Origin of the sequence: Rhodococcus sp. ACPA1 (genome assembly GCF_002300195.1) — a bacterium.
Classification (GTDB): Bacteria; Actinomycetota; Actinomycetes; order Mycobacteriales; family Mycobacteriaceae; genus Rhodococcus_F; species Rhodococcus_F opacus.
In genome coordinates this window covers 616,405-639,088 of sequence record NZ_NSDX01000004.1, presented here as the reverse complement: position 1 = coordinate 639,088, position 22,684 = coordinate 616,405, and the positions used below count along the sequence as shown (strand labels likewise).

The 22,684-nt window shown below is 68.0% G+C and carries 19 protein-coding genes; 11 read left to right on the top strand and 8 right to left on the bottom strand.

Annotation, left to right across the window (positions count from 1 at the left end; translation table 11 throughout):
* Positions 1-154: 154 nt before the first annotated feature.
* From CJ177_RS20875 to CJ177_RS20865, 3 genes are read left to right on the top strand one after another with little or no spacing between them, the layout of a single operon-like run.
* A complete protein-coding gene (locus CJ177_RS20875; protein WP_257014611.1) occupies positions 155-1,207 on the top strand; it encodes an amidohydrolase family protein in 1,053 nt (350 codons plus the stop codon).
* 39 nt (positions 1,208-1,246) lie between these two features.
* On the top strand, positions 1,247-2,614 hold the full coding sequence (locus CJ177_RS20870; RefSeq protein ID WP_005237868.1) for an MFS transporter: 1,368 nt from the start codon (positions 1,247-1,249) through the stop codon (positions 2,612-2,614).
* Between the two features lie 35 nt (positions 2,615-2,649).
* A complete protein-coding gene (locus tag CJ177_RS20865; RefSeq protein ID WP_095868501.1) occupies positions 2,650-3,996 on the top strand; it encodes an MFS transporter in 1,347 nt (448 codons plus the stop codon).
* 14 nt (positions 3,997-4,010) lie between these two features.
* On the opposite strand, the gene CJ177_RS20860 is transcribed toward CJ177_RS20865, so the two are convergent.
* On the bottom strand, positions 4,011-4,679 hold the full coding sequence (locus CJ177_RS20860) for a GntR family transcriptional regulator (protein ID WP_037178959.1): 669 nt from the start codon (positions 4,677-4,679) through the stop codon (positions 4,011-4,013).
* A gap of 107 nt (positions 4,680-4,786) precedes the next feature.
* Between CJ177_RS20860 and CJ177_RS20855 the strand changes: the two genes are divergently transcribed.
* Entirely contained in the window at positions 4,787-5,596 is an 810-nt protein-coding gene (locus CJ177_RS20855; RefSeq protein ID WP_231913837.1) for a DUF1932 domain-containing protein, read from the top strand.
* 71 nt (positions 5,597-5,667) lie between these two features.
* A complete protein-coding gene (locus CJ177_RS20850) occupies positions 5,668-6,861 on the top strand; it encodes a serine hydrolase (RefSeq protein WP_095868500.1) in 1,194 nt (397 codons plus the stop codon).
* 21 nt (positions 6,862-6,882) lie between these two features.
* Here CJ177_RS20850 and CJ177_RS20845 read toward each other — a convergent pair whose 3' ends face one another.
* The 4 genes from CJ177_RS20845 to CJ177_RS20830 form a co-directional block, all read right to left on the bottom strand.
* Positions 6,883-8,208 (bottom strand): RNA polymerase sigma factor, encoded by a 1,326-nt coding sequence (locus tag CJ177_RS20845; protein ID WP_095868499.1) that lies wholly within the window; start codon positions 8,206-8,208, stop codon positions 6,883-6,885.
* Positions 8,181-8,603, bottom strand: coding sequence for a YciI family protein (locus tag CJ177_RS20840; protein WP_005237862.1), 423 nt, complete (start codon positions 8,601-8,603; stop codon positions 8,181-8,183). Before CJ177_RS20840 ends, CJ177_RS20845 begins: the two co-directional genes overlap by 28 nt.
* A gap of 104 nt (positions 8,604-8,707) precedes the next feature.
* Positions 8,708-8,995, bottom strand: a complete 288-nt coding sequence (locus CJ177_RS20835) for a WhiB family transcriptional regulator (protein WP_025431595.1) — start codon at positions 8,993-8,995, stop codon at positions 8,708-8,710.
* Between the two features lie 67 nt (positions 8,996-9,062).
* Positions 9,063-9,836 carry an SDR family NAD(P)-dependent oxidoreductase gene (locus CJ177_RS20830; protein ID WP_095868498.1) on the bottom strand — a complete coding sequence of 258 codons (774 nt, stop codon included), beginning with the start codon at positions 9,834-9,836 and terminating at the stop codon, positions 9,063-9,065.
* 237 nt (positions 9,837-10,073) lie between these two features.
* On the opposite strand from CJ177_RS20830, the gene CJ177_RS20825 reads away from it, so the two are divergent.
* The 4 genes from CJ177_RS20825 (at position 10,074) to CJ177_RS20810 (ending at position 14,110) form a co-directional block, all read left to right on the top strand.
* Positions 10,074-11,465: an MFS transporter gene (locus CJ177_RS20825; RefSeq protein WP_005237859.1), complete on the top strand. Its 1,392-nt coding sequence runs from the start codon at positions 10,074-10,076 to the stop codon at positions 11,463-11,465.
* Positions 11,462-12,349: a transketolase gene (locus CJ177_RS20820; protein ID WP_061045077.1), complete on the top strand. Its 888-nt coding sequence runs from the start codon at positions 11,462-11,464 to the stop codon at positions 12,347-12,349. Before CJ177_RS20825 ends, CJ177_RS20820 begins: the two co-directional genes overlap by 4 nt.
* A gap of 1 nt (position 12,350) precedes the next feature.
* Positions 12,351-13,343 (top strand): transketolase family protein, encoded by a 993-nt coding sequence (locus tag CJ177_RS20815; protein WP_061045076.1) that lies wholly within the window; start codon positions 12,351-12,353, stop codon positions 13,341-13,343.
* Between the two features lie 116 nt (positions 13,344-13,459).
* On the top strand, positions 13,460-14,110 hold the full coding sequence (locus CJ177_RS20810; protein WP_005237856.1) for a GntR family transcriptional regulator: 651 nt from the start codon (positions 13,460-13,462) through the stop codon (positions 14,108-14,110).
* Between the two features lie 68 nt (positions 14,111-14,178).
* Here CJ177_RS20810 and CJ177_RS20805 read toward each other — a convergent pair whose 3' ends face one another.
* Both CJ177_RS20805 and CJ177_RS20800 read right to left on the bottom strand, forming a co-directional pair.
* Entirely contained in the window at positions 14,179-15,288 is a 1,110-nt protein-coding gene (locus tag CJ177_RS20805; RefSeq protein ID WP_095868497.1) for a C45 family peptidase, read from the bottom strand.
* Positions 15,289-15,347: 59 nt separating this feature from the next.
* Complete coding sequence (locus tag CJ177_RS20800) at positions 15,348-16,775, bottom strand: cytosine permease (protein ID WP_061045106.1); 1,428 nt, start codon at positions 16,773-16,775, stop codon at positions 15,348-15,350.
* Between the two features lie 164 nt (positions 16,776-16,939).
* Here CJ177_RS20800 and CJ177_RS20795 point away from each other — a divergent pair, with 164 nt between their 5' ends.
* Both CJ177_RS20795 and CJ177_RS20790 read left to right on the top strand, forming a co-directional pair.
* Positions 16,940-17,971 carry a LacI family DNA-binding transcriptional regulator gene (locus CJ177_RS20795; RefSeq protein WP_061045074.1) on the top strand — a complete coding sequence of 344 codons (1,032 nt, stop codon included), beginning with the start codon at positions 16,940-16,942 and terminating at the stop codon, positions 17,969-17,971.
* Positions 17,972-18,139: 168 nt separating this feature from the next.
* Positions 18,140-21,403 (top strand): protein kinase, encoded by a 3,264-nt coding sequence (locus tag CJ177_RS20790; RefSeq protein WP_095868496.1) that lies wholly within the window; start codon positions 18,140-18,142, stop codon positions 21,401-21,403.
* Here CJ177_RS20790 and CJ177_RS20785 read toward each other — a convergent pair.
* Positions 21,400-22,635, bottom strand: a complete 1,236-nt coding sequence (locus CJ177_RS20785; protein ID WP_095868495.1) for an MFS transporter — start codon at positions 22,633-22,635, stop codon at positions 21,400-21,402. The two genes, CJ177_RS20790 and CJ177_RS20785, sit on opposite strands and share 4 nt — an antisense overlap.
* Between the last annotated feature and the right edge of the window lie 49 nt (positions 22,636-22,684).

The following is a 22,684-nucleotide window of genomic DNA, read 5'->3' as shown; positions in this document are numbered from 1 at the left end:
CAGCTGTTTCGTTCGGCGCCGCGACGCCGCGCCGATTCGGGTGCCGGAGATGTGGTTCCGTCGGTACTCGCTGGGCCGCAGGGATTTCCGGTCAACATGGACAGAACGGCCGCACTGCTGACGCATTGTGCAGGATGCCAAGGAGAAAGAAACTATGTCGGATCTGAGTCGACGCGCGTTCCTGGGAAGTACGTCCGCACTACTGGCGGGGACCGCCGTGGCATGCAGCGGGAACAGCGCGGCAGGCACCGGTACGCCCACGTCACCCACCGAGGCGGGTGCCCCGGTGACCGGACCTTTCACCAAGACGCCGGGCTGGCTGGATTGGTACCAGAACCCGTCGGCACCACGCTTCGCGGTGCCGGCGGGAGCGGTGGACGCCCATTGCCACGTTTTCGGTCCCGGCGCCCAGTTCCCGTTCGCGCCGGAACGCAAGTACACCCCGTGCGACGCGAGCAAGGATCAACTCTTCGCGTTGCGTGATCACCTGGGGATGAGTCGCAACGTCATCGTTCAGGCGACCTGTCACGGAGCGGACAACGGTGCGATGGTCGACGCCGTACAGGCGGCAGGCGGCCGGGCGCGCGGCATCGCCACGGTCCGCCCCGACATCACCGACACCGAGTTGCGCCGGCTCGACGAGGCCGGCGTGCGAGGGGTGCGGTTCAACTTTCTTCCGCGGCTGGTCGAGGGCACCCCGAAGGACGATCTGACCACCATCGCGCAGAAGATCGCCCCGCTCGGGTGGCACATCGTCATCTACTTCGAAGGCCCCGACCTCGAGGGCTTGGAGGGCTTCTTCGACACACTGCCCACGCCACTGGTGGTGGACCACATGGGACGTCCGGACGTCACTCGGCCCGTGGACGGGCCGGAGTTCGGCCGGTTCCTCCGCTTCGTCGAGCGCAACGAGGCGTGGGTGAAGGTCAGCTGCCCGGAACGGCTCACCGTCACCGGTCCGCCGGCGCTGGACGGCGAACAGAACGCCTACACCGATGTCGTGCCCTTCAGCCGGCGAGTGGTCGAGGAGTTCCCCGACTCGGTGCTCTGGGGCAGCGACTGGCCCCACCCCAACCTCACCGACCACATGCCCGACGACGGGCTCCTGGTCGACCACATTCCCCACGTGGCCACCACCCCGGAACTGCAGCACAAGCTCCTCGTGGCCAACCCGATGCGCCTGTACTGGCCGGGCGAGGACTACTGAGCCTCCCTCCACCGCAACCTTTTTCGAGAAGGGCTTCCCGTGCAGCATTCCAACGCGGCGAATCGGCTGGACCGCCTGCCGATTTCGCGGTTCCACAAGATCACCCTGCTGGCCGTCTCCTTCGCGTACTTCTTCGAGTTCGCGGACATCAACACGTTCGCCACCACCGTCCCCAAGCTGATCACGCTGTGGGGAGTCACCGTCAACCAGGTCGCGTACGTGACCTCCCTGTCCTTCGTCGGCATGTTCTTCGGCTCCCTCATCGGCGGCTGGATCGCCGACCGCTGGGGCCGTAAGAACGCGTTGACCATCACCACACTGTGGTTCGCCGTCTTCTCGTTCGCGTCGGTGTTCTCCTGGGACATCCTGTCCCTCGGCGTCCTCCGGGTCCTCACCTCGGCGGGGCTGTCGGCCATGACCGTGGTGGCGGTCATCTATGTCAACGAAATCTTTCCCGCCGCCGTTCGCGGCAAGTACCAGGCCTACGCCATCGTCATCGGTATCTGCGGCACGCCGGTCACCAACCTCGTTGCCGCCGCGGTCGTTCCGCTCACCGATTGGTCGTGGCGGCTGGTCTACCTGTGGGGCAGCCTCGGCATCCTCTTCCTCCTCTTCGCCCGGCACCTGACGGAATCGCCTCGGTGGCACGAGAGCAAGGGGCAGTACGAGAAGGCGGACGCCGTACTGAGCCGGATCGAATCCCGTGTCGCCGCGGAGACCGGCCCCCTGCCCGAGCCTGCCGCCCCGGTCGCGGTCACCACCCGGCAGACCAAGGCTCCGCTACGACTGCTCCTGCAGAAGAGGTATCTCGTTCCCACGGTCCTGCTCTCGGTCATGTGGGTGACCCAGACCATCGGCTTCTTCGGGTACTCCAGCTGGGCGCCCACCCTGTTGGCGCAGGAGGGCCTCAGCGTGGAGAAGTCGATCTTCTACGTCGCGCTGACCACCGTCGGTGCGCCGCTGGGCTGCTTCCTCGCCGCACAGGTCACCGACCGTGTCGAACGCAAGTGGTGCCTCGTCGCATTCGGTGTGGTGATCGCGATCTGCGGGCTCTTCTACGGGCTGACGTTCAACCCGATCATGATCGTGGTGTTCGGCTTCCTCGTGAACTTCTTCGAGCGCGGCTACACCGCGGTGGCCTACGCCTACTCCCCGGAGCTGTTCGACACCCGAACCCGGTCCTTGGGCACCGGCGTCTCCTACGGACTCGGACGCCTGTCGAACGCCGTCGGTCCACTCGTTATCGCCGCGCTGTACACCGGCACCGGGTATCAAAGCGTCTTCTACTTCATCGCGGGGAGCTGGCTCGTCGGAGCGCTCGCTCTGGCCGTCTTCGGACCCAAGACCCGGCAGGCCCGGCTCATCGATCCGCCCGTGGAGGCACCGACAGCACCCACCACGGCATGACGAGGGCTGACGCCCCACGACCATCTGGAGTGCCCATGACCATCGACCACACCGGGTCCGATCGCGCCCGGACCCGCCTCGCTCTCTCGGTGCTGGCCCTGTGTTGGTTCGCCATCCTGTGCGACGGGCTCGACACCTTCGTCTACGGTGCGGTGTTGCCGCGCATGCTCGCCGACCCGACCCTCGGCATGGGCCCCGGAGCGGCCGGCACCGTGGGCAGCGTCGCGACCCTCGGCATGCTGATCGGCGCGCTTGCTGCGGGGCCGATCGCCGACCGGCTCGGGCGGCGCACCGCGATCGTCGCGGGCGTCGCGTTGTTCTCGATCGCGTCATTGGCCTGCGCAGTCGCCCCCTCGCTGGAGGTCTTCGCGGCGGCGCGAGGTGTGGCCGGGCTCGGCCTCGGCGGGCTCATCCCCACCGCCATCTCGATGGTCATGGAGTACGCCCCGCGCGGGAGGGCGAACCTGATGGTCGCGTCGCTGATGACCGCCCATCAGGCCGGCGGCATCCTCGCCCCGGGATTGAGCATGCTGTTCCTGGACAGCCGCGGATGGCGCTTCCTGTTCCTGCTCGGTGGCCTACCGCTGATACTCGCCGTGCCGCTCATGCTGAAGTTCCTCCCCGAATCGATGGGGTACCTGCTCGCTCGCGGCCGCGTCGCCGATGCCGAAGCGCTCGCTCGCAGTCGCGGTGTCGCGGTCACCGACTTCGCGACGACCCCGACCGGCGGGGGCGGGACGGCGTCGACGACTGCGCACCGCATCCGCTGGCTGTTCACCGGATCCCGTGCGATCACCACCCCGGCGTTGTGGACGGCGTCGTTCGCCGGGCTGCTGCTGGTGTACGGGGTGGCCACCTGGTTACCGGTCATGATGAGGTCGACCGGATACGAACTCGGCTCGTCGCTGAGCTTCCTGCTGGTGATCAATCTCGGTGGCATCGTGGGCATGCTGATCGCCGGGCAGGTGGCCGACCGGGTCGGACCGATTCCGACCGCGCTGGTGTGGTTCGCGTTGACCGCCATCGGTATCACTGCGTTGTCGGTACAGATGCCGCTTGCCGCGACCTACGTCGTGGTCTTCGCGACCGGTGTGTGGTTGTTCAGCGCCCAGACCATGGTCTACGCCGGCACCGCCGCACACAGCGAAGCCGATTTCCGGGCCACCGCCGTCGGACTCACGTCGGGGATCGGCCGGTTCGGGGCTGTCTTCGGCCCCTGGCTCGGCGGGGTTCTCATCGCGTCCGGGACTCCACGGTGGGGGTTCGGGGCCTTCGCGGTTGCCGCCCTGCTCGCCGTGGCAGCGCTGCTGGTGGTTGTCGTGACAGACCGCGTCGGGTCGCGCGCGACGACGAGTTCAGTGCCCGAACGGGTCTCCCTGTGAGTGCCCGCGTGCGGTCATCCCTGCCGGGCTTCGGCGACGTCCTCGAGCGCGGCGGTCACGCTCGCCAGGTGGTGCCGCATGGCAGCCTCCGCCCGCTCCGGGTCGCGCGCGCACACCGCGTCGATGATGGCGACGTGCTCGGGCAGCGACACCGACATCCGGCCGGGGTGCATCGACAGCTTGAACTGGTGTCGCACCAGCTGACCACGCAGTCGCTCGAGGATCTCGTCCGCCGACCGCTGCGCACTGATCTCCCGAACGCGCTTGTGCAACAACTGGTTCGCCCGCGAATACCCGAACACGTCTCCGGCCGAGACCGACGTCGTCAATTCCTCGCGCAAGGCGGTGAGTTCCTCGATCTCGGCGTCGGTGACCTTCTGGGCCGCCTTCGCCGCGCACAGTCCTTCGACCACCATCCGCACCTCGGTGATCTCGACCGCCTCGTCCAGCGACACCGACCGCACGCGCGCGCCGCGGTTCTGGATCCGTTCGACGAGGCCCTGGGCGGTGAGTTCGTGCAGGGCCGCCCGGACCGCGCTGCGACTGGCGTCGTACTGCGCACACAGGTCTGCCTCGACCATGCGCTGGTTGGGCGCGAAATCCCCGTCGAGGATGGCTGTGCGGATCAGGTCGGTGACCGCAGCCTGATCCGTGCTGTGTTCGCGAGCTTCCTTCACCGGCATCGGGCTATCTCCGCTCAGATCATCACCAAAATTGTTACCGATATTGTACCGACCCGGGGTCACCTGGATCGCACATGGCACCAGATCCATCCAGGAAAGAGGAACCGATGACCCAGCAGACGACGATCGCCGTCCTCGGACTCGGCGAGGCCGGCGGCGCATTCGCGCGCGATCTGATCGCCGCCGACGCCACCGTCCGCGCCTTCGACCCCGCAGCCGCGGCACCGGACGGAGCCGTCGCGTGCCGGTCCGAGGCCGAGGCCGTCGACACCGCCGACCTCGTCCTCAGCGTGAACAGCGCGCGCGCCGCGAAGGCCGCACTCGAACGGGGAAGCCCCGCAATGAGTGCCGATGCCGTCTGGGTGGACATGAACACCACGGCGCCCGATCTCAAACGCACCCTCGACGCCCACGCCGCGCGACACGGACACGGTTTCGTCGACGTGGCGATCATGGCTCCGGTCCCCGGCCGCGGACTCCGAACCCCCCTGACGGCGAGCGGCCGCGACGCACACCGGGCCGCCGAAATCCTCACTCGCTACGGGGCATCCGTCGACATCCTCGACGCACCGGCGGGTGCGGCCGCGGAACGAAAACTGCTGCGCAGCATCTTCTACAAGGGAATGTCCGCGGCCATCGTCGAGGCCCTCACCGCGGGTCGCGCCCTCGGCCTCGAAGAGTGGCTCACCGCCAATATCGCCGACGAACTGACCCTGGCCGACGCCGGCACGATTGCCCGCGTCGTCGACGGAACGCGTCGCCACGCCAGGCGCCGAGCCGACGAAATGGACGCCGCAGCAGCCATGCTCCGTGCCCTCGGTATCGAGCCCGACATCGCCCAGGCCACCCACGAACTGCTGACCAAGATCCCGGCGCCGTCGGCATGTGCCGAACCGAGACGTGCTGTGCCGAACTGAGACGTCGCCACCCTCCACCCGGTCATAACGTCACGTTCCGTCAGTGACCACAGACACGACAGGAGAGTGGGATGTCCGATCTCAACGCCGCGCTCGGCAAGGTTCTCGACAGCGTGACCGAGGATGATTCGCCGCGCGTGCCCGGAGTGGTGGCGATGGTGACCGATCGTGACCGCACGGTGTTCGAGGGTGCCGCCGGGGTGCGGTCCTTGGCCGACCGCGAGCCGATGACCGCCGACACCGTCTTCGCGATCTTCTCCACCACCAAGGCGATCACCGGGACCACCGTGCTGCAGTGCGCCGAAGAGGGTCTGCTCGACCTCGACGCGCCGGCCCGAGAATACGTTCCGGAGCTCGGTGACATTCAGGTCATCGAGGGATTCGACGCCCACGGTGATCCGGTGCTGAGGGCGCCGAAGCGGGACATCACCACGCGGATGCTGTTGTTGCACACCGCCGGGTTCGGGTACGACTTCTTCGACGAGACCTACAACCGGTTGGGCGTGGAGCACGACCAGCCCGGCGTGATCACCGCGACCCGGGCGTCGCTGACCACGCCGTTGCTCTTCGATCCGGGCACGAAGTGGCAGTACGGGACGAACATCGACTGGGCCGGTCAGGTGGTCGAGGCGATCCGCGGCAAGCGGCTCGGCGAGGTGATGGCCGAGCGGGTGTTCGCGCCCCTGGACATGCACGACACCGCCTTCTTCCTGACCGGATCGATGGCGGCCCGGCGCGCGACCATCCACCAGCGGGAGGAGGACGGCCGGCTCACTCCGTTGGATCTGGTGCTGCCGCAGGATCCCGAGGTTCACATGGGCGGGCACGGCCTGTACTCCACCGTGGGCGACTACCTGAAGTTCCTGCGGATGTGGCTGAACGACGGGGACGCGCCCGGTGGGCGAGTTCTGCGGGCGGACACCGTGCAGGCGGCCGTGTGCAACGGCCTCGAGGGGCAAGAGGTCGGGATGCTGCCGGCCGTCATTCCCTCCCTCACGAACGACGCCGAATTCTTTCCCGGACAGCGTAAGTCGTGGGCCTACACGTTCATGGTGAACGAAGAGGACGCCCCCACCGGCCGGCCCCGTGGATCGCTCGGGTGGGCCGGGCTCGCCAACTCGTACTACTGGATCGATCGCCGCAACGGAATCGCCGGGTACTGGGCCACCCAGATCCTGCCGTTCGCCGACCCCGTGTCGTTCGGCGGCTACCTGGACTTCGAGACGGCGGCGTACCGTCACGCCGCGCTCGCCTCACCCGTCTAGGGCAACCGGGTCGTTGCTCGGTCAGCGGAGGTCGGCGAGCTTACGCCCCAGCACCGTCCGCTCGCGCTCGTTGCCGCACAGCCGCACGGCCGCCTCGAGTTCGGTGCGCGCCTCGGCGGTGCGTCCCAGGCGGATGAGTAGTTCGCCGCGAACGCTCGGCAGCAGGTGCGAGTTCGACAGCGCCTGGGCGGCCACCAGCTCGTCCACGATCGGCAGCGCCGCGGCCGGTCCCTGGGCCATGGAGACCGCCACCGCCCGGTTGAGGTCGACCACCGGTGACGGCGCGAGCCGGCCGAGTGCCTCGTAGATGAGGACGATCCGCTCCCAGTTCGTCGCGTCGACCGACGGCGCGACGGCGTGGCATTCGGCGATCGCCGCCTGCAGGCCATAGGCGCCCAGGCCCCGGCCGACCTGTTCCGCGCGGGCGAGGGCGGCGCGTCCCCGGCGGATCGCGGTGCGGTCCCAGCGGCGGCGGTCCTGCTGCTCGAGCAGCACCGGCTCGCCGTCCGGCCCGGTGCGGGCCGGGAACCGCGCCGCGGTCAGTTCGAGCAGCGCCAGCAGGCCGTGGACCTCGGGCTCGTCGGGTACCAGCCGGGTCAGCACCCGAGCGAGGCGCTGCGCCTCGCTCGCGAGGTCGAGGCGGATCAGATCGTCACCGGAGCTGGCCGAGGACCCTTCGGTGAAGATCAGATAGATCACGCTGAGCACCGAGCCGAGTCGCTCCGCCCGATCTCCGGCGGGCGGCACCTCGAACGGCACCCGGGCCGCCCCGAGGGTCTTCTTCGCCCGGGTGATCCGGGCCTGCACGGTCGCGGTCGGGACGAGGAACACCTTGGCGATCTCGTCGCTCGTCAGACCGCCGACCACCCGCAGGGTGAGCGCGACCCTCGCCTCCCGCGACAGCACGGGGTGGCAGGAGATGAACATCAACGCCAGCATGTCGTCGTCGATCTGGTCCGGATCCCACAGCACGTCCCCGGTGCCCTTGGCCGGATCGGCGGGCGCGCTCCCCGAGACGGCACCGCCCTCGCCCAGGTCATGAGCGAGGACGGCGTACCTCTCGTCGAGGGCGGAGTGCCGGCGGAACGCGTCGATCGCCCGGCGGCGGCCGACGGTCAGCAACCATCCCGCGGGGTTGTGGGGGATGCCGTCGCGCGGCCAGCTCACGAGTGCCTCGGCCAGCGCCTCCTGGGCGAGGTCCTCGGCCAGCGCGAAATCGCCGGTGTACCGCGCGAGCGCACCGACGATCCGTGCCGACTCGATCCGCCAGACGGCGGCGACGGCCTCACGCCCGGTGTGGCCGCCCGCCGTCGACCCGCTCAGAGCTGACCGGTCGCTTCGCGCCACGCCCGCTCCTTCTGGATCCACACGTTGTCCTGCGGGAACTCGTCGATCGTCGCGACCCGGCGGATCTCCGCCTTGGAACCGGGACCCGCCATCGGGGCACGCTTGGCCCACTCGACAGCCTCCTCCTTCGATGCCACGTTGAGCATCCAGAAGCCGCCGAACAACTCCTTCGTCTCGCCGTAGGGGCCGTCGGTCACCACAGGTGTCTCGGACGAGTAGTCGACCACCACACCCGACTCGGGGTCGGGGTCCAGTCCCTCGGCCGCGAGCAGCACGCCGGCGCGGATCATCTCGTCGTTGAACTTGCCCATCGAGTCCATGATCTCGGTGAAATCAGCGTCCTGGAACGCCGCGAAGGTCTCGTCGGTGGCGCGCATGATCAGCATGTACTTCATGGTTCCGTCTCCTTGGATGTCGGGGTCCCTCTTGGACCTTCTCATCCTCAGGTCGAACGGGGAGTGACATGGATCGACACACTCGCCGAAATTTTTTTCCGAACCTATCTGGCCCGGCCGGCTCTGCGCCGCTCGGTTTCCGTGGTGCCACCCCATATTCCGTGGGTCTCGCGGTGTTCGGTTGCGTGTGCGCGGCATTGCCGGGCGACGACGCACCCGTCGCAAATCTGTTTGGCGCGTCGTTCGCGCCTGATCCGGGCGCCGCGTCGTTCGCCGTCCGGAGCGAAGAAGGCGGAAGGTTCGGTGGTGCGGCAGTGGGCGCGGTATCGCCATCCCCAGCGTTCGGCGGCGGTCGTGGGCAGGTCGTCGTGAAGTGTCGTGTGGTCGATCATCGGGTGTCCCGGGGGTGGATTCGGGCGGTGGACGGTCGGCACCGTCCACCGCTGCGGCTGCACCGACTCAGTGCAGGTGGCTACCGCCGTTGATGTCGACGGTGGTGCCGGTGAGGTACGCGGCGTCCTGCGAGGACAGGAAGGTGATGACGGCGGCGACCTCGGTGGTGGTCGCGACCCGGCCGAGGGGGATGTCGCGGCAGAGTGCGGCTTCCTGTTCGGCGGTGCTGCCCACGCGGATGCTGGTGTCGACCGCACCGGGGGTGACGGCGTTGATGGTGACTCCGCTGTCGCCGAGTTCTCGTGCGAGGGACTTGGTGAAACCGAGGACCGCGGCCTTGGCGGACGAGTAGGGCACCTTCCCGAAGACCCCGCCACCACGCTGGGCGGAGACGGATGACATGTTCACCACACGTCCCCAGCCGTTGTCGATCATGGCCGGCAGGAACGCGCGGGTGACGAGGTAGGTGCCGGTGGCGTTGACCGCCATCACCTTGTTCCACAGTTCCAGTGTGGTCTCGAGGAACGGCACCGGCGAGGTGATGCCGGCGATGTTCGCGAGCGCACCCACGGCGGGGAGGTTGCCGTCGGCGACTTCGGCGGCGACGGCGTCGTGTGCCCGCTGGACCGAGTTCTCGTCGGCGACGTCGATGTCGTGACCGAAGGCCGGTACCCCGAACTCGTTGCCGATCTCGGCGGCGACCTTCGCGGACTTTTCCCCGTCGAGGTCGAGAACGACGATCGCCCAGCCCTCTTCGGCGTAGCGGCGGGCGGTGGTGAGACCGATCCCGCGCTCGGAGGTGGCGCCGGTGATGACGGCGGTGCGCTGGATGGACGACATGATCGCTCCTCGTGTTGCTGGAATCGCGCGTCCCGTCCGACGTGAGGTGCGGGGGGTCGGTGGACGGCGCGGTAGGTGACTGCCACCACAGTAAGCCGATTAACTGTTAACAGTCAACCGTCGGCGGGTAACGGTTGACATATCGACGTGGCTCGGATCACACTGTTGGAACCGCACTGTTGACAGTCAACAAATCGGCGGCAATCGTAGAAACCGGCAGCTCGAAGAGGAGTCCCCATGAGTACCGAAACACTCAGGATGCGAGGTCCCGTCCATGGCACGAAGGACGCCAAGCGCGTAGCAATCGGCTCCTCGGTGGGGGCCGTCATCGAGACGTACGACTTCATCGGCTTCGGCACGGCCGCCGCGCTGTACTTCGGTACCGCCTTCTTCCCGGGCGCCGACCCGGTCACCGGAACACTCGCCGCGTTCGCGACGCTGGGTGTCGGCTTTGCTGCGCGCCCGCTCGGCGGGGTGCTCGGCGGACATCTCGGGGACAAGCTGGGCCGCAAGCCCGTACTGGTGGCATCGCTGATCGCGATGGGTCTCGCGACCTTCGCGATCGGCCTGCTGCCCACCTATTCGCAGGTGGGGCTCATCGCGCCGGTGCTGCTGGTCCTCGTCCGCGTCGTCCAGGGCCTCGCGTTCGGTGCCGAGTGGGGCGGCGCGATCCTGATGAGCTACGAGCACGCCCCCTGGAAGTCCAAGGGCAAATTCACCGGAATCGTGCAGGCCGGCTTCCCCGTCGGGCTGCTGCTGGCGAATCTGGTGTTCCTGTTCAGCGTGCACCTCGGCGGCGACTGGGCCTGGCGGGTACCGTTCCTCGCCAGCATCGTCCTGGTGATGGTCGGCCTGGTCATCAGGTCGAAGGTGCCCGAGTCCCCGGTCTTCGAGGACGTCAAGAACGAGGGCGACATCGTCAAGTCCCCGGTACTCGAATCCATCAAGTACGACTGGCGAAACATTCTGCGCGGCATCGCTCTTCGAGTCGCCGAGACCGCCGGTTACGCGGTGTCGATCACCTACATGATCTCCTACCTGCACAACCAGGGTCTCGCCGGGAAGTCCGAAACCCTTGTCGCCCTGTGCATCGCGTCCGCAATCGGCGTCTTCGCCACCGTCGCCTGGGCCCGCCTCACCGACCGTATCGGACGACGCCCCCTCTACATCGCGTCCTGCGCCTTCGCGGCACTGTTCGGAATCCCGATGTTCCTTCTGGTCAACACCGGTCTCTTCATCCTGGTCATCGCCACCATCGTGATCGCCTACGCGGTCTGCCAGAACTCGATGGCGGGAGCGCAGGGTGCGTGGTTCCCCGAACTGTTCGACGCCTCGCGCCGTGCCTCGGGAGCGTCCCTCGCCTACCAGATCTCGGCGATGGTCTCCGGCTTCACGCCCTTCGTCACCACGCTGCTGTTCGTCTCCTTCGGCTGGTGGGGTCCGGCGCTGCTGTTCAGCACGTACGCCCTGATCGGGCTGTGGGCGGCGTTGATCACCAGGGAGACCTGGGGACCGACCGAACGGCGCCTCGCCGCCGAGGCCGCGGCGCGCGCCGATTCCAAAAGCGCCGACGCGCCGACGTCCACCGGCACCACGCCCACGATCCGCAAGGAAAAGGAACTCCTGTGACCATCACAACCGCCACGACCGCTGCCGAAGACACGACCAGTGACGCGTCGCGCATCGCGAACGTCGAACAGTTCGCCTATCGCATGCGGCACAACGTCATCGACATGGGTGAGGAACAGGGCCAGGGATACGTCGGGCAGGCGCTCGGAGCCGCCGACATCTTCGCCACCGTCTACGCCGACCAACTGCGCTACTGCGCCGACGATCCCACATGGGAGGGACGAGACCGGTTCCTGCTGTCCACCGGCCACTACGCCATCGGCCTCTACGCCGCACTCGCCGAGGCCGGAATCATCCCCCGCAGCGAACTGGAAACCTACGGCTCCGACGACTCCCGCCTCCCGATGTCGGCAATGTCCACGTACACCCCCGGCATGGAAATCTCCGGCGGCTCCCTCGGCCACGGTCTCACCATCGCGGTCGGGATGGCCCTCGGGCTGCGGCACCAGCACTCCACCGCCCGCGTCTTCAACTTCCTGTCCGACGGCGAACTCGACGAGGGTTCGACGTGGGAGGCGGCGATGGGCGCCCATCACCACCGGCTCGGCAATCTCACCGCGATGGTCGACATCAACGCCCTGCAGGCCGACGGTGCGACCTCGACGGTGCTGAGCACCGAACCCGTGCACGACAAGTGGGCGGCCTGCGGGTGGCACGTCGAACGCGTCGACGGCAACGACGTCACCGCACTGGTGCGCGCGTTCGACAACGCCGCCGCCGAATCCGACGGCACACCGTCGATCATCCTCTGCGACACCCGCGTCGGGAAGGGTGTGCCCCTGCTCGAGTCCCGGGAGAAGGCGCACTTCATGCGCATCGACGAACACGAGTGGCAGATCTGCCGCGACCAACTCACCGCCGGCTTCGACCACAAGGACGCCTGACATGACCACCGCCAGCAAACCGAAGCTCAAGACCTCGGCCATGATCGCCTCGTTCGTCGACGACGGCCAGAAGACCACGTCCGCACCGTTCGGGCACGCGCTCGTGAAGGCCGCCCGGGAGAACGACAAGATCGTCGGCCTGTCCGCCGACCTCGCCAAGTACACCGACATGCACATCTTCGCTCAGGAGTTCCCCGACCGGTTCTTCCAGATGGGGATGGCCGAACAGCTCCTGCTCGGAGCCGCCGCCGGGATGGCCGAGACCGGCCTGGTGCCGTTCGCATCCACGTATTCGGTGTTCGCCGCGCGCCGCGCCTACGACTTCCTGTGCCTCGACATCGCCGAACCGAACCTCAACGTCAATATCATCGGTGGCCTCCCCGGACTGACCACCGGCTACGGGCCCAGCCATCAGGCCACCGAGGACATGGCCATCTTCCGGGGCATCCCCAACCTCACCATCGTCGACCCGTGCGACTCGATCGACATCGAACAGGCCGTCCCGCAGCTCGCCGCCTCCGACAGTCCCACCTACCTGCGGCTGCTGCGGGGGAAGGTCGCGACCGTGCTCGACGAGTACGACTACACGTTCGAACTCGGCAAGGCCAAGGTGCTCCGCGGCGGCAACGACGTCGTGTTCGTCACCAGTGGGCTGATGACGATGCGCGCTCTGCAGGCCGCCGACCGACTCGCCGAGCACAACGTCGACGTCGCGGTCGTGCACACGCCGACGATCAAACCGTTCGACGCCGCGACCGTCCTCGCGGAGGTGAACACCGACCGCCTGGTGGTCACTCTGGAGAACCACACCGTGATCGGCGGCCTGTTCGAGACCGTGGCCGCCGCCGTCGTCACGGCCGGGCTCGGCAAGCGGATCGTGCCGATCGCTCTCCCGGACCAGTTCCTCGACGCCGGTGCCCTGCCCACGCTGCACGAGCGGTACGGCCTGAGCACGGACCGGATCGTCGCCAAGGTTCTCGGCGAACTGGCGTGACCAGCGCGTACGGCCCACGCCGCAGGCCGGGCGGCGCGGGCCGTACGATGGCTGTCAACAGGTTGCTGTCAACAGACCGCTGTCGACAGTTGATCGCTGACCCCACGGAGGCACCCATGGCCGGACAACCCGCCGCACTGCTCGGGCTGGAGAAGACCAGCCTCCGTCAGCAAGCCGTCGCCGCCCTGCGGGTCGCGATCACGAGCGGGGAGCTCGCGCCGAGCAGCCCGCTCGTCGAGACCGAACTGTCCGAGATGCTGCAGATCAGCCGCGGCACGCTCCGCGAGGCGATGCGGCAACTCCAGCAGGAGGGATTGATCTCCGCAGGTGCGCGGGGCCGGCTGTACGTCCGGCACCTCGATTCCAAGGAGATCCGCGACATCTTCGCCGTCCGCGCCGCACTCGAGGCACTTGCTGTCCGGGAACTCGCCGGCCTGGCCGACCGCACCACCGTTATCGCGGAACTGCGCGCCGCCCTCGACGTCATGGACACCGCCGTCCTCGAAGCCCGCATCGAGGCCGACCTGAACTTTCACCGCACCATGTGCTCACTCACCGGCAACGACACACTCCTGCACTCGTGGATCTCCCTCGAAGGATCCATCCGGATGTCGATCATGTTCGCCGGCCTGGACCGCGCCGTCGGCAACATGGACGTCGGCCGCCACAGCGCCATCGTCGACGCCATCGAAACCGGCGACGCCGACGAAGCTGCCAAAGCGATTCAGACGCACATGGACTGGGCCTCAGCGAATCTGGTCTCCTGACCCCAGGTGAGTGGGAAAGAGTGCGGGCACACGCTTTGCCGCTCACGTACCCGGGACAGGCCGCCGTGTCACCCGCCGACGACGCAGGCGGCTTCGGTGGCGTCGAGCGTGGTCCACGTCCTTCGACGGGCGTCGATCGGTGTGCCGGCGAGGATGCGGGCCCGGCGGTGCTCGGGTTCGAGCAGCACCGTCGCGAGGGTGGCCCAGCGCTGACCGAAGACCGCATCCGGGGCGGGGACGCAGCACAGCTGGGGCTGCCCCGGATCGGAGTACAGGTACTCGACGAGGTGATCGGCCACGGTCGGCTCGGCGTACCGCTGCTGCCGGGACGCGATCAGACCGTAGCGGTCCTGCGAGTCCGGCTCGTACAGACCGGTCTTCTCGCGGGCGGCGTTGGCCGGGTCGAGGAAGTGATTGGTGTGGGTCAGGAATCCGTCGCTCGGGCGGAGCGTCGCGACGCCGACGGGGCTGACCTCGGCACACGCGACGGTGTCGGGGTCGATCAGGGTCAGTGCGCCCGACGTCGCGATCGGTGCCGAGCGCAGCAACTCGAGGGCTTCGTCGACGGTTCCGGCTTCACCGAGGACGGCCGCCGACAGGACGTGCACGGGCACGCCGGCCGGTGCGTCGTCGCGGTGGCCGAGGATGTTGAAGAACACGCCGAGACCCGCGCTGTTCATCCCGATCTTGCCGAGGATGCCGTGCTCGGTCAGCCCCACGTAACTGTGGCGTGGTCCGCGCACCTGATGGGTGTGCCAGAACGGGTCCAGTTCTTCGTGCCAGTCCCAGGTTTGGATGCCGAACGGCGCCGACGGACGATCCGCGGGTGCGTAGGCGATGGTGGAGCACTCACCGGGGCGGGCCGCGGTCGCCTGCGACAGGATCTCCGTCCGGCCGTTCAGCGCCATCACGTGCCAGGGCTCGAGCCCGGCGCCGGCAGCGATGCCCGCGATCTCCTCGAGATACCGGGGTCCCCACGCCGCAAGGACATCGGCGAGGCGGTGCGCGCTGTCGCGGGTCCGGGGCTCGCTCACACCGACCGTGTCGAACAGGCGCAGATACAGTTCCACGGACGCGGGTAGGTCGGTGCGCAGCTGCGTGCCGCGGGCGATGCCGCGTTCGCGCGGCCGGGTGTCGTCCACGCTGACGTGGGAGTGGACAGTACTGGTCTCGGTCATCGTCGTCCTCGTCGTGGTTCTGGTGTGAATAGTGCTGTGTGCTCGTCGATCACAGTCGATCAGCGGGTTCGGTACGAGCGCATCAGCACGACGTACAGTGCTGCGGAGACGATCAACCCGACCGGCAGCGACAGGTCCACGCCGCCGACCGCGTTCGCGATCGGCCCGGTGTAGACGGGCGCGGCGACGCAGAGCGCGGCCGCGGCGATGCCGGTGAAGACGGCGACCGTTCCCGCCCAGTTGATCCCACCGCTGTACCAGTAGGGGCTGCTGCCGGTTTCGTTGCCGAGCTCGAGGCCGTCGTAGCGGTTACGGCGCCACAGGACGTCGGCGACGTACACGGCCATGACGGGACCCATCACGGTCACGACGAGCTGCATCATGTTGCTGACGGTGTCGAGAAAGTTGGAGACGAGCAGTGCGTACAGCGTCATGGCCACACCCATCGAGCCGTCGAGCAGGACGCTGCGCGAGCGGCGCAGGCGCAGGCCCACCGACTGCAGGGCGAGTCCGGAGCTGTAGGCGGTCATCGCGTTGTTGGCGATCGTGCCGACGATGACGGCGAGCAGGAAGATCGGCGTGAACCACGCCGGGAGAATGGTCTCGAGTGCGATCTGCGGGTCGGCCATGTCGAGTCCGGTACCGGCGAGTGCGCCGAGCGCGGTGAACAGCACGCTGGGGACGAACGCGCCGAGCGCGGTCCACACGGCGACCGAGGCCGGCGAGGTGGTCGCCGGCAGGTAGCGGGCGAAGTCCGCGCTGTTGGTGTAGGACAGCGGGGCCGACGCCACGATCGACACGCCCGCGGCCACCGTCGCCCACAGGCCGATTCCGTGGAGTGCCTCCGCCGGCTGGTAGCCCCAGTCGGCGTTACCGAGGACGTACCCGGCCATCACCACGAAGATCAACGTCAGCACCAGTGCCAGCGGCTGGTAGAGCCGCACGATCGTGGCGTGCCCGTACACGCCGATGGCCAGCGTGACGGCGGCGATCGCCAGGATGATGACGACCTTGACGGGGGTGGTCGCTTCGATGCCGAACCGTTCGACGAGCCTGAAGGCCGTGTACGACGCGGCCGCCCAGTTCAGCGCCAGGTAGCAGACGCTGATGAACCAGCTGGTCACGAGAATGTTCACGCGGTTGCCGCGGATGCCGAAGATCGCCCGCGTGATCACCTCGCTGGGCGTGCCCGACGCGGGTCCGCTGGCGGCGACGATCCCGGTGAGGACCGAGAACAGGTTGCCGACCACGATCACCGCCAGTGCCTGCCAGAAGGACAGGCCCATCAGGATCAGTGTGCCGCCGACGACCAGGGCCAGATAGCTCACGTTGGGCGCCGCCCACACCGCGAACAGGTCCCGAGCGCGGCCGTGCCGCTCGCTGTCGGGGATGAAGTCGATGCCGTGTGTCTCCACCCGCCCGGCGCGGTCGGCCGGCGGTGTTTCGCCGGGCGTCGCCACACGCGGGTCTGCTTTTGTCGATGCCATGGGGTCCTCCGGATAGATGAGCACGGATGTGCGGCTGGTGGGCGCAATCGCCGATCTGGCGTGACCCCGGTCACCGTACGGAACCAAATCGATTTGGACAAGAGTGTCGCGTGCCAATCTGCAAATCGATTTGGTGCAGGTCGGGCTGTTGGTAGCCTGGGTGCGTGACCGAGAAGCGATCGAGGCCCACCATCGCCGACGTGGCACGGCACGCGGGGGTGTCGACCACGACGGTGTCGCACACGTTCAGCGGCAAAGGCGTCGTCGCCACCGCGACGCGTGAGCGTGTCCGATCGGCCGCCAAATCCCTCGGTTACCGACCGGACGTGGTGGCGAGGAGTCTGCGGAGCAACCGTCTCGGCGTGATCGCCCTCGTGCTTCGGCCACTGGAGACACTCGATTCGTCTCTCCCCGAGGGCGTCGACTACTTCCTGCGGTTCGCGGGTTCGGCGGCTCTCGCCGCGATGGATTTCGGATACGGGCTCATGCTGGTGTCCGATCCGACGCGCGACGAGTCGCCCGCCGCCGCCCTCGCCTGCGACGGGTTCCTGATCACGGAACCCGTCACGAACGACCCCCTCATCGAGATGCTCCTCGGGGAGGGCGTGCCGTTTCTGTCCGTCGGGAAGGACCCGGCGAGGGCCGAGTACGACGCCTGGCTCGACACCGACACCGAACTCATGACGGACCGAGTGCTGCGGCACCTCGAGGACGCGGGGGCGACGCGAGTGGCTCTGGTTGCCGGAACCGATCCCAATTCGTGGAACCTGGGCGCCGAGGCCGCCTACCGCGTGTGGGCGGCGAATCGCGGTCAGGACGCTCTGGTCGCCATCCGGCCCGAGACCACCGGCGAGGCCGGCGGACGCGAAGCCGCCGACGAACTGTTCGACCGGAACGACCCACCGGACGCGGTGTACTGCCTCACCGGCAGGCACGCGGCGGGGGCGCTCGCGCGGGTCCGGGAACGAGGATTCGACGTCCCCGGCGACGTGCAGATCGTCGGCGGATCCGACTCGGAGCACACGCGATCAGCCGTCCCCCCCATCACCTCGGTGGACCTGCAGCCCGAACACCTTGCCCGCGTAGCCGTCACGCTGCTGGTCAACCGCCTCGACAACCTGGACCGGCCGGTCCCACCGGGGCATCTCCACGGACGCCTCGTCGTGCGAGGCTCCACCCGGACGTCACGCCGATGACGGCGTGTCCTCGCTGTGTTGCGCGTCGGCGGCCCGTTCCACTGGAGGGTTAGCGATATCCTCGGGAGGACGCCATCGAGAGGTGAGTCCACGGTTGTATTTGCGCTGGTCGTGCCGTCGGGACCAGCCCCGCAGCAACACGAGCCGACGGAGTGAGTAGACCGTCCGATGGGTGAAGGTGATCCGCTCGACACTCAGCGGTACCCGCCGCCCCCGACCACCGAACTGGGTGGAGCTGGTTTCGCTGACGTTCAGGAGATCGGCCGCGGCGGTTTCGGTGTGGTCTACCGCTGCACCCAGGAGGAACTGGATCGCACGGTGGCGGTGAAGGTCCTCACCGTCGAACTCGACGAGGAGAACCGGGCCCGCTTCTTCCGGGAGCAGCGGGCGATGGGCCGGCTGACCGGGCACCCGAACATCGTCAACATTCTGCAGGTCGGTGCCACCGACAGCGGCCGTCCCTACATCGTCATGCCGTACCACCCGCAGGATTCTCTCGACGTGCGGATCCGTCGCCGCGGTCCGCTGCCGTTGGGCCAGGCGTTGAGGCTCGGGGTGAAGATCGCAGGTGCGGTGGAGTCGGCGCACCGTCTGGGTGTCCTGCATCGCGACGTCAAACCCGCGAACATCCTGCTCACCGATTACGGCGAGCCGGAGTTGGCCGACTTCGGTATCGCGCACATCTCCGGTGGTTTCGAGACGGCCACCGGTGCGGTGACCGGGTCGCCGGCGTACACCGCACCCGAGGTGCTCGGCGGTGACCCGCCGAGTCCGGCCGCCGATGTCTACGGTCTGGGCGCCACCCTGTTCAGTGCCCTCACCGGGCATGCCGCGTTCGAACGGCGCAGCGGTGAGCAGGTGGTCGCCCAATTCCTGCGGATCACCACGCAGGAGGTGCCCGATCTGCGTGAGCACGGGATCCCCGAGGACGTGTCCGACACAATCGCACGGGCGATGTCCCGGACCCCCGGTCAGCGGCCGGCCACCGCCGCCGACTTCGGCGAGGAACTGCGAGGGCTGCAACGTGCCCACGACTTCCTGGTCGACGAGATGCCCCTACGAGCCGAACCCGACACACAGGGCAACGGCGGGAGAAGCCCAAACGTACGACCGGGGCGCACAGGTACCTCCAGTCCGGGCGCGACGGGGAATCTTCCGCTGGATCTGACCAGCTTCGTCGGCCGCCGGCACGAGCTCACCGAGGCGAAGAACCTGCTGGCCGGGTCGCGGCTGGTGACGTTGACCGGGATCGGCGGTGTCGGCAAGACCCGGCTGGCGATGCGGATCGCGTCGGCTGTGCAGCGCGAGTATGCCGACGGGGTACGACTGGTCGAGTTGGGCGAACTGCGAGACGAGTCGTCGCTGATCGACGCCGTCGCGGGCGCACTGGGAGTCCGGGACCACTCGGCGAGGCCGCTGCGGGAGGTGCTGATCGAGTTCCTTGCACCGCGACAGGTGTTGTTGATCTTCGACAATTGCGAGCACATGGTGGACGCGGTCGCCGAACTCGCCGGCCCCCTGTTGTACACCTGTCCGCGGTTGCGGATTCTGGCCACCAGCCGCGAACCCCTGGGCCTCGGTGGGGAGGTGGTGCTGCGGGTCCCCCCGCTGGCCGTCCCGGATCCCGAGCGGAAGCCCTCGCTGCGCGGGTTGCCCAAATACGATGCCGTGTCGTTGTTCGTCGAGCGTGGCGCTGCCGCGGTTCCGGGTTTCGCGCTCACCGAGGAGAACGCGGCGGCGGTGGCGGGAATTTGTCACCGGCTCGACGGGTTGCCGCTGCCGATCGAGTTGGCGGCGGCGCGATTGCGGGCGATGTCGCCCGAGCAGATCCTCGAGCGGCTGACCGACCGCTACGCCCTGCTGACCCGCGGCAGCCGGGGTGCGCCGACTCGGCAACAGACGCTGCGGTTGTGTATCGATTGGAGCTTCGAGTTGTGCACCGCCGGTGAACAACTGGTGTGGGGACAGGTGGCGGTGTTCGCGGGAAGCTTCGAACTCGATGCCGCCGAGCGGGTGTGCGGCGCCGCCCTCGACCCGGGCGAGTTGCTCGACACGCTGACATCCTTGGTGGAGAAGTCGATCCTGATCCGGGAGGAGCACGGGTCGGTGGTGCGGTTCCGGATGCTCGAGACCCTCCGCGAGTACGGCTTCGAGAAGCTCGAGCAGACCGGGGAGGCTGTGGCGTTGCGTCGACGGCACCGGGACTGGTACGAGGCGTTGGCGCTCGATGCGGAGGCCGAGTGGATCAGCGCCCGCCAACTCGACTGGATCGCCCGGCTGAAGCGGGAACAGCCGAATCTGCGAGAGGCCCTCGAATTCGGCATCGACGACGACCCCGCCGCCGGCCTGCGCACCGCCGCCGCACTCCGCTGGTTCTGGACATCCCAAGGCCTCTACAACGAGGGCCGGCGCTGGCTGGACCACCTGTTGGCTCGTTACCCCGTCGAACCGACCGTCGACCGGATCAAGGCGCTCTACTGCGCCAGCGTGATGGCCGACGTACAAGGGGATCTCGAGTCCGGGGCCGCGCTCGTGGCGGAGGCGCGGACCCTCACCGCGGGCACGAGCGACCCGATGATGCGCGCTCTCGTCGCCGACGCCGACGGCACGCTGGCGCTCTACAACGGTGATCTCGAACGGGCCCGCTCTCGCCTCGACACCGCGCTCGCAGGGTTCCGCGAACGTGGCGAACGCACACTCGAAACCAGCGCCCTGTACCTGTTGGGGACGACCTATGGACTGTCCGGCTCGACGGAGCAGGCTGTCGAAAGCCTCGAGCGTGTTCTCGCAATCACGGAAATGCACGGCGAGAAGGTGTATCGATCGCATTCACTGTGGGCCCTGGGAATCGCGGTGTGGCAGCAGGGTGACACCGATCGCGCGGTCCGGCTTCTCGACCAGTCGCTGGAGCTGACCCGGCAAGTGCACAGCCCCCGCTTCGCCGCTGCCTGCCTCGCGGCGCTGGCCTGGATCGTGTGCGAGCGACGCGACGCCGCCCGGGCCGCAGTGCTGATGGGAGCCGCGGAGGGATTGGCGCGATCGGTGGGCAGCGCTGTGGTCATTCATTCCAATCTTCTCGTATACCAACAGAACTGCGACCAGGAAGCACGGAAGCGGCTCGGGGGTGCAGTATTCGAGGAAGCCCACCGCAAGGGCCGAAGCCTGAACTTCGATGCTGCAATCGCCTACGCCCTCCTCGAGCGACAGTCCGGCACCCCCGCACCCGCCGGCGACGCGTCGCCACGACTGACCAAGCGGGAACGCCAGGTCGCCGACCTCATCGCCGAAGGCCTGACCAATCAGGCCATCGCCGACCGCCTGGTGATCTCACCCCGCACCGCGCAGGGGCACGTGGAGCACATTCTGGCCAAACTCGGCTTCACCTCCCGGACGCAGGTTGCGGCTTGGGTTGGAGAGCAGGCGCACGACTAGGTAGTAGGTAGGGCTGAACTGTCGCGGTGTCTCAGACGCGGTGCTGCGATGGCTGCGGCGATGAGGCAGGCGATGGCGCCGAGGAGTAGTCCTGCGCGGCCGCCCCATTGCTGACATACCCATCCGACGATGGGCCCGCCTACGGCTGTGGATCCGATGAACGCCATACCGAACAGGGCCATCACTCGTCCGCGTGTGGTCGCTGCGGCGGCGAGTTGCAGCGTGCTGTTGGTCGTGGAGGTGAAGGCGACGCTGCATGCTCCCACGCAGGCCATGACTACGAGCATGACCCACAGGTTGGGAGCGAGGGCGGCGACGAGGAGGAGGGCTCCGAAGGCAGTTGCCGTGAGAACGAGCGGCCGGGTTCCGGTGCGACCCCAGGCTGCGACGGCGAGGCCACTCACCACGGATCCAGCGCCCATCGCCGCGGTGATGAAGCCGTACGCGCCCGGGCCGGCGTCGAGGGTCTGGTCGGCGATCACGGGCAGGATCACCGGGAACTCGAGGGCGAAACAGCCGATCAGGGCCATCATGGTCAACGGTACGGCCAGCTGAGGGGAGCGTCGGACGTACGTGAGTCCTTCGCGGAGCTGCCCGCGGGCCCGGGCCGTCGGTGGTGACGGGTTCAGCTGTGCGACGTGGAGCGCGAGCAGGGAGGCGACGACCGCCACGAAACTCGCAGCGTTGAGGAGGAAACACAGACCGACACCGCCGGCGGCGATGACGAGTCCGGCGGCGGCGGGCCCGATCATCCGGGCGGTGGAGTTGAGCACCGATTGCAGGCTGACGGCGTTGCGAAGGTGGTCGGCCTCGACCATCTCGAGCAGAAACGATTGGCGTGTCGGGTTTTCGAAGCACTGGTTCAGGCCGAGGACGAGCGCGAGAACGTAGACGTGCCAGAGCTGGACTGCTCCGGTGACGGTGAGAACGCCCAGGATCAGTGCTTGCACACCCATCAGCGTGTGCAGGGCAATCATCAGGCGCCGCTTGTCGAGTCGATCGGCAACGACCCCTCCATACGGGGCGACGAGGAGCATGGGCACGGTCTGCAACGCCATCACCACGCCGATCGCGGTGGCGGAGTCGGAGAGCTCGAGGACGAGCCACGATTGGGCGATGGTTTGCATCCACTTGCCGGCTTGGGAAATTGCCTGACCGGTGATGTAACGGCGGAAGTTGGTGCTGGCGAGGGAAGCGAAGGTTTGCCCGCGGAGGCCGGAGAGAGTGGTCATCGGCCCACCCCGGGGCGGGGTTCTGGTTGGTCGTTGCTCGTGGTGATCA